The organism is Shewanella sp. HL-SH5 (genome assembly GCF_051163755.1).
Lineage (GTDB): Bacteria > Pseudomonadota > Gammaproteobacteria > Enterobacterales > Shewanellaceae > Shewanella > Shewanella glacialimarina.
Genome location: NZ_CP195038.1, coordinates 3,396,471 through 3,410,736, shown reverse-complemented (window position 1 = coordinate 3,410,736; position 14,266 = coordinate 3,396,471). Strand labels below are relative to the sequence as shown.

Here is a 14,266-nt window from a genome sequence, read left to right as displayed (position 1 = left end):
ACGCTTTTTTCAAGGCTGAAATTGCCCTTCACTGATATCTTTTTTATTCATATGGTTAAATGCTATCGATGCATTTACTCTTGTGTCGATGTGAAGGGCAAGTCAGGTCAATTAATCAAATTAGTTGGCCTGCTGTTTTGTATTGTTCAGTCAGTTAATCTGCATGCCGAGCAGTTAGATCATATTACTCACCAGCAACAAATATCTTCAGTAGATACCCCGTCAGAATGGGTTAATATTTTCAACAAGCAGGCATTAATTTGTCCGCTGGCCAATATTGACTTCTGCCTCAAAGAATTACCACACTCTCTACAGAAACAAATAGAATTATCAGCACTGAATGTTCGCCAATCTATGGGCTATAAAAGTGCGATGGTGTTAGCTGTTAACCATCCAACTATTGCGGGAGTTATAGTAATACAAGCTGACCGAGAGCCCAAGCAACAGACCGGCTCATTAGGGCTTGAAACCTTTAGTATTGAGCTTGTTAATCAGGCTCAATTGAGCTTGTGGCATGAGATTGGACACTTGCATAATATTGCATTGCAGGGTCAGGAATTACCGTCAAACTTAACTGATTACCAGCATGAGTGGTTAGCTGACGTTTATTTATTTTGGCATTTAGCGCAAACACAACAGCTACATTTTGCCTTGCAACAACTGCATCGTCGTAACTTAGCCATTATTCATGATAGTGATAACTTATCTCATTGGAGTGCCCCTCAACTGCAGTATTTGTTACAAATGAATGAACAGAAACCATACGTAAAAGATATTCCTTATCGTGAATTTATAGCGCAAATTTATCCCCAGCTACCCAATTATTCCACCAGAGACATTAGCGAATTTTCAAGTTTAATCCAACGTACATTTGGTGCGGGTGTGGTGCAACCATTACCCAATTATATGTTTTGGCGCCAACCCGATTTAGCCAAAATTCTTCAACCGACATTAGATTTTTTGATGGGAAAGCCAGCCGCACAAAAATGGCGCAGTCAATATTTAGAGTCATCGCAAAATTTGTAAGCGCTATCTACTGATTTATATGATTTATTTAAAGTGAAATTTTTTGTTGTATTTTTGCTAATTGCTTAGGGGCTGCTTAGTAGAGAATTAGATTAATACTCTTTGAATTTTAAAGGTAAATTATTAACAGGTGTATCAAAATGGCTGAATTTTGATACATTTTGTCGTGTAAATGTTGGCAAGTCTGTTGTTTCTGGGGTTATTTTTAGCGGTACTTTCTAATGCTGTCTGGTAAGATTTTCTCCCAAATTATTAGCGAGACACAGTTGCATGGCCAAGCGTTCAAGAGTTGAAACCGAACAAACCGTAAATCAAATTTTAGATGAAGCCCTTAAACAAATCCTTACCATAGGTTTTCAGGCTATGTCATATACAACCTTGTCAAATGCAACTGGCATTAGTCGAACTGGTATTAGTCATCACTTTCCAAAAAAGACCGAGTTTTTAGTGCGTTTAGATCATAGGATCGGGCAGCTATTTGTTGATACACTCGATTTTAGTTCTATTGCATCGTTAGAGTTATCATGGAAGAAAGCAGTGCAGGGTGAAGAGCATAAGGCAGTACTGAAACTGTTTTTTAGCCTTTGTGGTACCAGCGATGATAACGTGACATATTTTAAAGCAGTCAATATTGCACAAGAAATAGCGTCAACTGAGTTAGGTGAGGATGGCGTAAAATGCGTAAATCATTTAATAGGTTACAGTGCTATTTTATTGCTAGAAAGTACGCCTCAACAAAAAGCGGCTTAATTGATAAATTGTCTGAGTGGGCTTCCCTTACGTCCACTAAGACCATTTGAATGCTTATATAAAATCGCTGCGACCAATTCAAATAGTGTGCTAAATCTACCTATCGTTATGTTCTACAAGTTATGTTTGCTTTTCAGCGAGCATGATGATGTATCTCCCTCATGCCCCCAAAAACGCTAGTAACATCTATTGCTTATTTAGTCTGCTGCAGTCACATCTACTGATCCTGATATTGACGACATAATCTATATAAATAGGTGTCATTTTAGGGGGAGTAATATTTTAGTGGTGGCAAGGCTGTTAGGGTTACCGGCACTTATCTCATGGTTTATCGACAGTGTTTTATTGGTAGTTTTTGATAGGGAATGCTGGCTTGATAAAGTAGTAAGGAGATCATTGGGTGTTAGTTAAATAACAATCGTTTAGCGTATTTTTATTTGTAGTGAAATTGAAGGGTAATCGCGCTTATTTATCATCAAGTAAGCGCGTTTTTTAAGCCAAGCGGGAGGATTATAAAGTGTCTTTACGGGATTGGTAATTTTGACACATTTGTTGCGCTTTTTCTTCGTCGTATTCACGCAGTCCACTTAGCACTAAGGTTTTTTTCCCTGTACCAATAACACGTTCTTCATGACGCAATTCAAAGGTCAAGGTGACATCACCACGTTTGCCATTAATTAATAACTGTTGATCAATTAAATGTAGGCTAATGTCATCAAAGTCAAAGTGGTCAAGATGAAATGACATACTTTCGTAAATCACCAAAGGACGATCAGGGTTAATCATTACCTGGTGTTGCTTCATCATAGGAACCAATACGTGGACAAAGTTTAATCCAGAAAACGCGACATAACTTTTGATGAATGCGGCAGTTTGTACATCACATTGACATACTTGCCCCTGGCGAGTGACGTGCATGTACTCTTTATTTTTCGCATCAATGATAGTGAACTTATCTTCGCCAGCATTGGGTAAGCACAATTCAACCCCATCACCGACCATACCAGCAAACTGGAATGTCATGTTTTGGCTTAAGCCATATTCGGTTAAGACCAGTGCAAATAATAAGTCACCCGGCACACAAAAACGTTTTGCGCCGACATCATGGATAGGGTTGAAATCTCCAGCAACCCGTTTAGCAAAATCACTGGCTTGTTGTGCCGCGATAAAAACACTTTGATCTTGCTTAGAATAATAAGGTGATAAAAACATGATGGAATGAGTCTTATAATTAATGGTTAATTTTTTCACCGTAGTTTACTGCACATTTAGCAATATACTCACCCGATGACTCGTTATCTTTTGATACAAAGTCAAATCTGAATGTTTTTTGTACTGACTGGCGGTGATCTAATTCACATATGTGAAATTGGTCGCCACAAGACTACCTTATTTGTAAATAAAGCGTACCTATTTGTTGATTTTAAGGCTCGCTTAAGTAAAAGTACGCACAATCACTAACGCTAATAAGAATTGTTTTTATTTGTATTTTGGTAGTTAGTAGTATTTGGGAGAGTTAACATGAGCCAGTCAAACACCTTACGTTTGAGTGTTTTAGCAAGTGCATTATTGATGAGCATGGGTGCAACAGCCGCAGATAAAGCTGCCGGCACAAAGCAAGTAACTAAACAAGCCAACATTGAACAAATAACCATATTCGGTAGTCGCAATCCTATTAACACTGTACCGGGCAGTGCGCATGTTATCTCTGCAGCTGATATTGAGCAGTTTAAGTATACCGATATTATGCGTACATTGGCTTCAATTCCAGGTGTGTATATTCAAGAAGAAGACGGCTATGGCTTACGCCCAAATATCGGAATGCGCGGTACAGGTCAAAATCGTACTGAAAAAATTACTATTATGGAAGATGGCGTATTAGCCGCTCCAGCGCCTTATTCTTCACCAGCGGCTTATTATTTCCCTACTTCTGGTCGTATGCAAAGTGTAGAGATTTTAAAAGGTAGCTCTACGGTTAAATATGGTCCACGTACCACAGGTGGCGTAATTAACATGCTATCGCGTCAAATTCCAGATGCTGATTTGGCGGGTAAAGTGGATGTTGCCGCTGGTCAAGATGGCTTTGGCAAAGTACATGCTTATGCCGGTGGTCAAGGTGATCGCGTCGGTACGGTCGCTGAAATCTATCGTTACCAAGCTGACGGTTTCCGTGACATCAATGGTGTTGGCGGTGACACTGGTTTTGTTAAAAATGATGCGCTTGCTAAAGTCAGCATTAAAACGGATGAAACTGCTAAGTATCAACAAATTGTAGAGTTAAAACTGAAGTACGCCGATGAGGTTTCTAACGAAACTTATATGGGGTTAACTGATGCTGATTATGCTGCAACGCCATTTACGCGTTATTCTGCGTCACAAAAAGATCAAATGACCACTGAGCACAAGCAAATACAGTTAAATCATGTGATTGAGCTTAATGATGCACTTTCACTTAATACTACGGCTTACTATAACGACTTTCACCGTAACTGGTATAAAGCGGATAAAGTGGGTGGTTCAAGTTTAAGCAGTGGCGGTGTACAAAATGCAGCTGATTTTGACAAGGGCTTAGTTACCGCACCTATTGACGTGAGTGTTAAAGCGAACAATCGTAGTTATTTATCTCAGGGTTTACAAACTGAATTGAATTACTTTGTCGGTAACCATGAGCTTGCATTTGGTGCGCGTTACCATGAAGATGAAATGGACCGTTATCAGTGGGCTGATACCTATCAATTAGACACTTCTCAAGTAATGAACCGCACTAAAAGCGGTATTCCGGGCACAGATTCTAATCGTATCGATAGTGCAGAAGCCTGGTCATTGTTTGTTCAAGATCGTATGACCATTGGTGATTTTGCTATTACCGCGGGTGTTCGCTACGAAGACGTTACCACTAATCGCGTAGATTGGGGTAAAGCAAACCCAGGCCGTGATGGTGAAGCGAGTAAAGATGTTGATAACAGTTTCAGCGCTATCATGCCTTCTTTATCAGCGACTTATCAAGTGAATGACGCGCTTATCGTATTAGCAGGCGTGCAAAAAGGTTTCTCTCCTGCTGCACCTGGTAACGCTGACGGTCAAGAAGAAGAAAGCTGGAACTATGAAGCAGGACTTCGTTATAACCAAGATGCGTTAACATCAGAAGCTATCGTATTCTATGGTGACTACAGCAATATGCATGGTAACTGTACAGCGGCTCAAGGTTGTGATGATAACAACATTGATAACCAGTACAACGCCGGTGAAGTTGATGTAACGGGTTTAGAGTTGAGCTTAGGATATGAGTTTAACCAAAAAGGTGAATTAAGCTTCCCAGTGAAGATGGCCTACACCTACACCAGTGCAGAGTTTGGCTCTGATTTTACCTCTGACTTTGAAAGCTGGGATAGCGTAAGTAAAGGTGACTCGCTAACTTATCTGCCAGAAAATCAGTTATATCTATCAGCAGGTGTTGCAGCAGAAAGCTGGCAAGTGACATTGGCGGGTCGTTATACCGACGATATGCGCACTAAAGCGGGTCAGGGTGATATTCCTGCTGATCAGTTAATTGCTTCTAAAACAGTATTTGATTTATCAGCGCGTTACTTTATTAACGACGCGTCAGAAGTATACTTAAATGTAGATAACTTATTTGACGAAACCTACATGACCACGCGTGTTCATGGCTCGGTTTTCTCTGGTAAGCCACAATCTGCAACATTAGGTTATAGCTATAAGTTTTAAGCTTGGCGTAATAGTGAACGAGTAAAATCAGGAGGGCTAACCATGTTAGCCCTCCTTTTTTTATAATATTTTTTGGTACCTAATTAGCTATATTGAGTCAATGAATCATTAAGATTAGGTAAGTTGATTCATTTTGTTATGGATAACAGTTATTTGCGGAGTAAATAAAATGAGTTTAAAAGCAGACAGAGATATCGAAAAAACATACACAACGGCTGAATTTGTTGCAAAACTAAGGCGATTAGCTGACTCACTTGAAAGTGGAACTAAATTTGAGATCCAGATAGCCGGTGAAAGAATTTATGTGCCAGTGCGTGCCACTTACAATATAGAGCATGAAAGAATTGATTCAGAACAAGAAATAGAATTCCAGATTAAATGGTCAAACGATTAAATTATTACTCTTGATTATTGTATATGGGCGATAAATAGCTGAACCTTGATTAAGGCTAGTCTATATAAAACAGTATTGTTGCTGGTTATAAACATAAAAAAATACCAGCCTGTTGGCTGGTATTTTTATGTTGCAAAGCTCAGTAATTAAAGTGCTTTTAGAATCGCTTCTACGCTGTCTTTAGCATCACCAAATAGCATTTGAGTATTGTCTTTAAAGAACAGTGGATTTTGCACTCCCGCATAACCTGTGTTCATTGAACGCTTAAAGCCAATCACGTTTTGCGCTTTCCACACTTCCAGTACTGGCATGCCAGCAATTGGACTGTTTGGATCTTCCATCGCAGCAGGATTAACCGTGTCATTGGCACCGATCACCAAGACGGTATCAGTACTGCTGAAATCTTCATTGATTTCATCCATTTCTAATACAATATCGTACGGCACTTTTGCTTCGGCTAACAATACGTTCATGTGACCAGGTAAACGCCCTGCAACGGGGTGAATACCAAAGCGCACCTTGATGCCTAAATCACGTAATTTACGGGTAATTTCTGCAACCGGGTATTGTGCTTGCGCAACCGCCATACCATAACCTGGGGTGATGATGACTGATTGAGAGTTTCTCAGCATATCAGCAACATCTTCGGCATTGGTTTCGCGGTACTCTCCCACTTCTTCATCGCCACTTGTGGCGACAGCATCGTTACCAAATCCGCCAGCAATGACCGAGATAAACGAGCGATTCATCGCTTTACACATGATGTAAGACAGAATTGCGCCCGATGAACCAACCAATGCACCGACAATGATCAGTAAGTCGTTTGATAGCATAAAACCTGCAGCGGCTGCAGCCCAACCTGAGTATGAGTTAAGCATTGAAACCACAACTGGCATATCCGCGCCGCCAATCGAGGCCACTAAATGCCAACCAAACGCAAAGGCGATTAGCGTCATAATCAAGATTGGGGTAACCGCACCGCCTGTTTGCACAAATTGCACCATTAACACTAACGATACAATCACCGCGGCTAAGTTCATCTTATGACGATGGGGCAAGGTCAGTGCTTTTGATGGCAGCAATCCGCGCAGTTTGGCAAATGCCACTACAGAACCGGTAAAGGTTACTGCACCAATAAATACCCCTAAGAAGACTTCTACAAGGTGAATATTAAGCATTGCCCCAGTTAAGTGCTTACTTTGCTGCAGCGCTTGGCTTGCCTCAGCAAATGCCGCTTCAGCCGTGGCAAGCGTAGTGTCTAAGTCATTACCGATTGCTACTACAATTTCGTTAATTGCCTGTGGGTGTAAATCGATAAAGCTGTTGTAACCCACTAATACCGCAGCCATGCCCACAAAACTGTGAAGAATAGCAACTAACTCAGGCATTTCGGTCATTTCAACTTTCAGTGCTAAGCGAACGCCAATTGCGCCGCCAATCACCATAGCTAAAATAATCCATACAACGCCTGTGGTACTTGGGTTTAAAATAGTTGCACCAAGGGCAATAACCATCCCTATGATGCCAAATAAATTGCCGTTTTTAGCCGTTTCTTGTTTTGAAAGCCCCGCAAGGCTTAAAATAAACAATACCGCCGCGACAATATACGATGCTGTTACCAGTCCTTCTGACACGATAATTCCCCTTAATCTTTACGGAACATTTTCAGCATGCGCTGAGTGACGGTAAAACCACCAAAAATGTTAATACTTGCAATTAACACTGCGATAAATGACAGCACTGTGACCAGTGTTGAACCCTGTCCTATTTGCAGCAAAGCCCCGACAACAATGATGCCTGAAATGGCATTGGTGACTGACATAAGCGGTGTATGCAATGAGTGAGACACGTTCCATACCACGTAGTAACCGACCACACATGACAATATAAATACCGTAAAGTGTGACAAAAACTCCGATGGTGCAACTGTGGCTATTGCGCCAAATGCCACAATGCCAGCAAGGCCTAAAACATACTTAAGCTTAGAAGGGGCTTTGGGCTGAGCATTTTTGGCCGCAGGCGCAGCGGCTGGTTTGGCTGGTGCTGCAGACACTGAAATGGCCGGAGGCGGGAAGGTAATTTCACCGTCACGCGTTACCGTCATATTACGCATAACAACATCGTCAAAGTTAAGCAGCGCGTTACCGTCTTTTTCCTTGCACATTAACTTCATCAAGTTCACAAGGTTAGTGCCATAAAGTTGCGATGATTGCGCCGGTAGTCGACCAGGCAGGTCAGTGTAACCAAGAACTTTTACACCGTTGTCGGTGATAAATTTTTCGCCCGTCACGGTATATTCACAGTTACCGCCAGTGGCCGCCGCTAAATCGACAATCACAGAACCTGACTTCATGCTATCAACCATGTCTTTGGTGATCAGCTTAGGCGCAGGGCGGCCAGGAATCAGTGCGGTGGTAATGATAATATCGACATCTTTTGCCTGCTCGGCAAATAACGCCATTTCAGCAGCAATAAACTCTTCTGACATCACCTTAGCGTAACCGTCAGATGAACCGCCTTCGGTGTTCTCAAATTCAAGCTTTAAGAATGTGCCCCCCATAGATTCAATTTGCTCGGCTACTTCTAAGCGAGTATCGAAGGCACGGACGATTGCGCCCAGTGATCCCGCAGCACCAATAGCGGCAAGGCCAGCTACACCCGCACCAATAACCAGTACTTTAGCCGGTGGCACTTTACCTGCGGCAGTGATTTGGCCGGTAAAGAAACGGCCAAATTCATGGGCGGCTTCAATAACTGCACGATAACCACCAATGTTAGCCATAGATGATAGGGCATCTAGTGACTGAGCGCGTGAAATACGTGGCACCATGTCCATCGCCATCACGGTAATTTTTTTCTGAGCTAATTTGTCAACTAAGTCAGGATTTTGAGCTGGCCAAATAAAACTAACAAGGGTAGTGCCAGGTTTCATTTTGTTAATTTCATCGTCTGTAGGTGCATTAACTTTAAAAACAAAGTCAGCTTGGTATGCATCTGCGACAATTTCAGCCCCTGCGTGTTCAAATGCGGCATCATCAAAACTTGATAATTTACCTACATCCGCCTCTATGGCCACACTAAAGCCGAGCTTTTTAAGTTGTACCACTGTGGCTGGCGTCGCAGCAGCGCGCGTTTCACCTGCAATACTTTCTCTCGGTATTCCAATCTGCATGACTGTTCCCTGATGGTTAATGAGTAAAATGCGATAAGGCTCCCCCGCCAAATAGCATAATATTTTCACATGATCATTCGTTGACGGTCGTGATCAACAAATCGATCGTATTTGGCTGGCATTGATATCAGTTGATGAACATCAATAGGTCTCTGTTGACGGTACCTTTTGGGCATCGTTTTGTTGTTTTATGCAGAGAACAATTAACTTGATAGATAACCAATTGTTAATCCAGCTTCTTAGCTTGCTGTAGACACTGCAATCAAACAAGTGCTGCAGGGTTAATTAATGCTGTTTTAATTAAGGGAAATTAAAAACTTTTAACTAACCCACACTTTTGTAGCCTAAAAAAACGACTTTGCATATTCCTAAATGGAATAAAAAATTATCTTTTATTCTTTTTTGCTTTTAGCGGACAGGAGTAAGCTTACAAACATTACACTGTTATAAGGCCGTCTTATGTTGTTAAACGAACTATCTTCATTAGCTTCACCTTTGTCACCAGGGCAAGTCGATAAGCTAAAACAACTCACCTCTGAGTTATCTGCTGTGCAATTAGCTTGGGTAAGTGGCTACTTAGCTGCCAGTGCTAACGCTAATGACAGCCAAAGCCTACTGGCTGGAGCTACACAAGCAAGTGCTAGCCAAACAGTGACTATTCTTTATGGTAGTCAAACCGGCAATGGTCGAGGGGTAGCAACAGAATTAGCGGCTAAAGCACAGGCACAAGGTTATGCAGTTAATTTAGCCTCAATGGGCGAATATAATGTGCGCCAATTGAAGCAAGAAACCCTATTGCTAGCAGTAGTGAGTACCCATGGTGAAGGCGAAGCGCCAGATGACGCGATGGAATTGCATAAGTTTTTAGCTTCAAAGCGTGCCCCTAAACTGGATAATCTTCATTACTCAGTGCTCGCGCTAGGTGATTCAAGCTATGAATTATACTGCCAAACAGGTAAAGATTTCGATGCTCGTTTTGCTGCATTAGGTGCAAAACAATTACTGCCATTGGCTGAATGTGATGTTGATTACGAGCAGGCTGCGTCAGATTGGCAAGACAGTGTATTAGAAGCCGTTAAACCTCATATTCAAAGCGTGGGTGCAGGCATAGTTTCTGTACCACAAACACAAGCTGGCAGCAGTGCGTTTACTAAGCAACAACCGTATACCGCTGAAGTATTAGTCAGTCAAAAGTTAACCGGACGCGATTCAGACCGTGATGTACGCCATGTAGAAATTGACCTTGGTGAATCAGGTATTTCGTACCAAGTCGGTGATGCATTAGGTATTTGGTTTAGCAATAACACTTTACTTGTGCATGAAATTATTTCAGGTTTAGGTTTATCTGCAGATGATCAAGTCATCGTAGGTAAAGAAACCTTAAGCCTTGTTGACGCCTTAACAGATAAAAAAGAGCTAACCCAGTTATACCCTGGTTTAGTAAAAGCATGGGCTGAATTTAGCGGCAGTGCAGAGCTATTGGCATTAAGCGAAGATAAAGAGCAAACACGTCAGTTTGTACTCGCCAACCAGCTGGCTGATTTAGTGGTCGCATACCCAGCTAACGTTACCGCAAGCCAATTAGTTGAAGTATTACGCCCATTAACACCGCGTTTATATTCAATTGCTTCTAGCCAGGCTGAAGTAGAAACTGAAGTTCACTTAACGGTTGCATTGGTTGAGGATGAGCGTCAGGGTCAAGCCCGATTTGGTGGTGCTTCTCATTTCTTAGCATCAGCAGAAGAAGGTCAAGCGGTTAAGGTTTATGTTGAACCGAATAAGCATTTCCGTTTACCTGAAAACCCAGAAACCCCAGTGATCATGGTAGGCCCTGGAACCGGTGTAGCACCATTCCGTGCCTTTATGCAGCAACGTGCCGCAGACGGCGTAACGGGTGACAGCTGGTTATTCTTCGGTAACCCACACTTTGAACAAGATTTCTTATATCAAGTTGAGTGGCAGCAGTATTTAAAAAGTGGCGATTTAAGCCGTTTAGATGTAGCGTTTTCACGTGATCAAGCTGATAAGGTTTATGTGCAGCATCGTATTACCCAGCAAGCTGAGCATGTATGGCAATGGTTACAGAATGGTGCCCATGTTTACATCTGTGGTGATGCAGAGCGTATGGCTAAAGATGTACATCAAGCATTAGTTGGCGTTGTAGTATCACAAGGCGGGCTAACTGCTGATGCAGCAGAAGCTTACTTAGAAGATTTACGCAGTAATAAGCGTTATCAGAAAGACGTGTACTAACCTTATAGCATTAGTATCAGTAACAGAATTAGGCTTAGCTGCAAAGAGGTATTGCGACCCGATGAGTCAATAGCAATGCCGCAGCTAAGCGATTAAGCAAGATTATTGTCGTACCAGGTTATTAATCGTTAAGTCATTAAGATTAAACGATCAACGCCTTAGCGAATATAGAATTAAGAGGCTGTCTCCATGAGTGATGAGCAAAAATTAGCAGTAAACGAATACCTAAAAATCGACAGTGATTATTTACGCGGTACTATTCAAGAGGGTTTAGACACCCAAGTGACCGGATCGTTTAGTGATGGCGATCAGCAGTTAATTAAATTCCACGGTTTTTACCAACAAGACGACCGTGATTTACGTAACGAACGTAAAGAGCAAAAGCTAGAACCTTTATATAGCTTCATGCTACGAGCTCGCGTGCCAGGCGGTATTTGTTCGCCAGCACAATGGTTAGATGTGGATAAAATCTCATCAACGCTAACCACTTCGAACAGTATTCGTTTAACTACGCGTCAAACGTTTCAGTATCACGGCATTCCAAAGCGTAATCTAAAGACCTTGATCCAAGGCTTAGACAGAGCTGCACTTGACTCTATTGCGGCATGTGGTGACGTAAACCGTAACGTAATGTGTAACCCAAACCCGGTTCAGTCTAAGCTGCATCAGCAAGCTTATGCCGTGGCTAAAGAGCTATCTGATCATTTACTACCACACACTCGTGCCTATGCCGAGATCTGGTTAGATGAAGAAAAGCTATTAGACACTGAAACCCATGAACCGGTTTATGGCCAAACATACTTACCGCGTAAGTTTAAAATGGCTGTATCTGTGCCGCCAGATAACGATGTTGATGTTTACACCAATGACCTAGGCTTTATTGCCATTGAAGAAAACGGTCAGCTAATCGGCTTTAACTTAGTCGCTGGTGGCGGTATGGGTTCAACCCATGGAGAAGTTGAAACCTTCCCGCGTTTAGCCGATGACTTTGGCTATATCAAAACCGCTGATGTGATTAAATTTGCTGAAGCCGTGATGACAGTGCAACGTGACTGGGGCAACCGAGTTAACCGCAAACGTTCACGTCTTAAATACACCATAGTTGATCATGGCTACGATGCATTTAAAGCCGAAGTTGAAAAGCGTACAGGCATTAAATTCGAACCTAAACGTGATGTCGTTATCGGTGATCGTGGCGATCGTTACGGCTGGGTTGAAGGCATTGATAACAAGTGGCACTTAACCTTGTTTATCGAAAGTGGCCGCATTAAAGATGTACCGGGTAAAACACTGCAAACCGGTTTACGTGAAATCGCTAAGATCCATAAAGGCGACTTCCGTATGACTTCTAATCAAAATATGATTATTGCCAATGTTGCAGCTGAAGATAAGGCCGAAATTGAAGGCTTAGCGCGTAAGCATGGTCTATTAGGTGAAGTGTTATCGGCAACCCGTGGTCACTCTATTGCCTGTGTGGCATTACCTACGTGTGCATTGGCGATGGCTGAGGCTGAGCGCTATTTCCCTGAATTTATCGATCACATCGATGCATTACAGCAAAAACATGGCATTGGCGAACAAGCTATTGTGGTGCGTATGACAGGCTGTCCAAACGGCTGTGCGCGTCCTTTTGCGGCCGAAATTGGTTTAGTGGGTAAAGCACCTGGTCGTTATAACTTGTATTTAGGTGCCAGTTTCGAAGGTACCCGCTTAAACAAAATGCACAAAGAAAACATTCAAGAAGCTGAAATTTTAGCTGAGTTGGATGGTTTGTTTGGCCGTTACGCTGTTGAGCGTGATGCGGGCGAGACCTTTGGTAACTTTACGGTACGTATTGGTGTCGTAAAGGCGGTTTTAGACGCCGCTAAGGATTTTCATGGGTAATTTCTCTATAGGACCTGAGCAGTTAGTGGCATTGCTCAGCCAACCTAAAGAGGTTCAGCAAGCTGAACTAGCAAAGATAAATCAGTTTTTATCTGCTTTAACCGCAGCTGAGCGTGTGGCATGGGGTCTGGCATTTTTGCCAGGCGAGCATGCTTTATCCTCTAGTTTTGGTATTCAGGCTGCTGTGATGTTGCATCTAGTCAGTCAGGTTCAAGCCGATATTCCGGTCATTTTAACTGATACCGGTTACTTGTTCCCTGAGACTTATCAGTTTATTGATCAGTTAACCGAGCGTTTAGACTTAAATTTGCAAGTATATCGCGCTGATCAGACTGCTGCATGGCAAGAGGCGCGTTTTGGTAAGTTGTGGGAGCAAGATTTAGCCGGACTTGAGCAATATAATCGCATCAATAAAGTTGAGCCTATGCAACGTGCCTTGGCTGAACTTAACGTGGGCACTTGGTTTGCGGGTTTACGCCGCACACAAGCAGGTACGCGTGAAGCATTGCCTATTCTAGCGATTCACGGTAATCGTTATAAATTACTGCCGATTATTGAATGGTCTAACAAAGATGTGCATGAGTATTTAACCGCCCACGCTTTACCGTATCACCCATTATGGGAACAAGGGTATGTGTCGGTTGGTGATACCCATTCAAGTAAGCCATTAGAGCTTGGGATGACTGAAGAAGAAACCCGTTTTAATGGTATGAAGCGTGAATGTGGATTGCATTACGAGATATAGCTTTTCGATTATGTTACTGTGACCGTTTTTAGGTTGAGTAAGTTGTCTTGAGTAAATTGAGTAAGTATTTGAATTTTAAAATACTCCCTAAAAAGAGTTAAATTTTGTTTAAAAAATTAGGCAGAGTACGCAATACTCGTCTACATTTACTCATTCCCGTAGATAGTTTTTTGTAGACACTTTTTAGGACTGTTTTTGCAGTCCAAGTACCTCCAAAAGCTTCGCTCGCATCCTCGAGCACATTGATTGACTTGTTAGCGTAATAAGCAATCAAATTTAAGCCCCAACAAGCATTGCTTGTTGGGGCTTTATATTA

General features: G+C 42.2%; 10 protein-coding genes. 7 read left to right on the top strand and 3 right to left on the bottom strand.

Annotation, left to right across the window (positions count from 1 at the left end):
- The first annotated feature begins 90 nt into the window (after positions 1–90).
- Both ACRWQM_RS14855 and ACRWQM_RS14850 read left to right on the top strand, forming a co-directional pair.
- Positions 91–1,026 (top strand): hypothetical protein, encoded by a 936-nt coding sequence (locus tag ACRWQM_RS14855; protein ID WP_434930487.1) that lies wholly within the window; start codon positions 91–93, stop codon positions 1,024–1,026.
- Positions 1,027–1,296: 270 nt separating this feature from the next.
- Positions 1,297–1,776 carry a TetR family transcriptional regulator gene (locus ACRWQM_RS14850; protein WP_226411105.1) on the top strand — a complete coding sequence of 160 codons (480 nt, stop codon included), beginning with the start codon at positions 1,297–1,299 and terminating at the stop codon, positions 1,774–1,776.
- Between the two features lie 510 nt (positions 1,777–2,286).
- Here ACRWQM_RS14850 and ACRWQM_RS14845 read toward each other — a convergent pair.
- Positions 2,287–2,988, bottom strand: coding sequence for a DUF3581 domain-containing protein (locus ACRWQM_RS14845; RefSeq protein ID WP_434930486.1), 702 nt, complete (start codon positions 2,986–2,988; stop codon positions 2,287–2,289).
- A gap of 309 nt (positions 2,989–3,297) precedes the next feature.
- Between ACRWQM_RS14845 and ACRWQM_RS14840 the strand changes: the two genes are divergently transcribed.
- Together ACRWQM_RS14840 and ACRWQM_RS14835 are read left to right on the top strand one after the other, a co-directional pair.
- On the top strand, positions 3,298–5,502 hold the full coding sequence (locus ACRWQM_RS14840) for a TonB-dependent receptor family protein (RefSeq protein WP_434930485.1): 2,205 nt from the start codon (positions 3,298–3,300) through the stop codon (positions 5,500–5,502).
- A gap of 169 nt (positions 5,503–5,671) precedes the next feature.
- Positions 5,672–5,896, top strand: a complete 225-nt coding sequence (locus ACRWQM_RS14835; protein WP_226411099.1) for an amphi-Trp domain-containing protein — start codon at positions 5,672–5,674, stop codon at positions 5,894–5,896.
- Positions 5,897–6,042: 146 nt separating this feature from the next.
- Here ACRWQM_RS14835 and pntB read toward each other — a convergent pair whose 3' ends face one another.
- Both pntB and ACRWQM_RS14825 read right to left on the bottom strand, forming a co-directional pair.
- Positions 6,043–7,530 carry a Re/Si-specific NAD(P)(+) transhydrogenase subunit beta gene (gene pntB, locus ACRWQM_RS14830; protein ID WP_434930484.1) on the bottom strand — a complete coding sequence of 496 codons (1,488 nt, stop codon included), beginning with the start codon at positions 7,528–7,530 and terminating at the stop codon, positions 6,043–6,045.
- An 11-nt stretch (positions 7,531–7,541) separates the two neighbouring features.
- Positions 7,542–9,068 carry a Re/Si-specific NAD(P)(+) transhydrogenase subunit alpha gene (locus tag ACRWQM_RS14825; protein WP_434930483.1) on the bottom strand — a complete coding sequence of 509 codons (1,527 nt, stop codon included), beginning with the start codon at positions 9,066–9,068 and terminating at the stop codon, positions 7,542–7,544.
- 459 nt (positions 9,069–9,527) lie between these two features.
- Here ACRWQM_RS14825 and ACRWQM_RS14820 point away from each other — a divergent pair, with 459 nt between their 5' ends.
- The 3 genes from ACRWQM_RS14820 to ACRWQM_RS14810 all read left to right on the top strand — a co-directional run bounded on the left by ACRWQM_RS14820 (position 9,528) and on the right by ACRWQM_RS14810 (position 13,950).
- Positions 9,528–11,321: an assimilatory sulfite reductase (NADPH) flavoprotein subunit gene (locus ACRWQM_RS14820; protein WP_434928304.1), complete on the top strand. Its 1,794-nt coding sequence runs from the start codon at positions 9,528–9,530 to the stop codon at positions 11,319–11,321.
- Positions 11,322–11,510: 189 nt separating this feature from the next.
- Entirely contained in the window at positions 11,511–13,205 is a 1,695-nt protein-coding gene (gene cysI, locus ACRWQM_RS14815) for an assimilatory sulfite reductase (NADPH) hemoprotein subunit (RefSeq protein WP_434930482.1), read from the top strand.
- Complete coding sequence (locus ACRWQM_RS14810; protein ID WP_434928305.1) at positions 13,198–13,950, top strand: phosphoadenylyl-sulfate reductase; 753 nt, start codon at positions 13,198–13,200, stop codon at positions 13,948–13,950. The genes cysI and ACRWQM_RS14810 overlap by 8 nt, the downstream gene beginning before the upstream one ends.
- Positions 13,951–14,266: the final 316 nt, after the last annotated feature.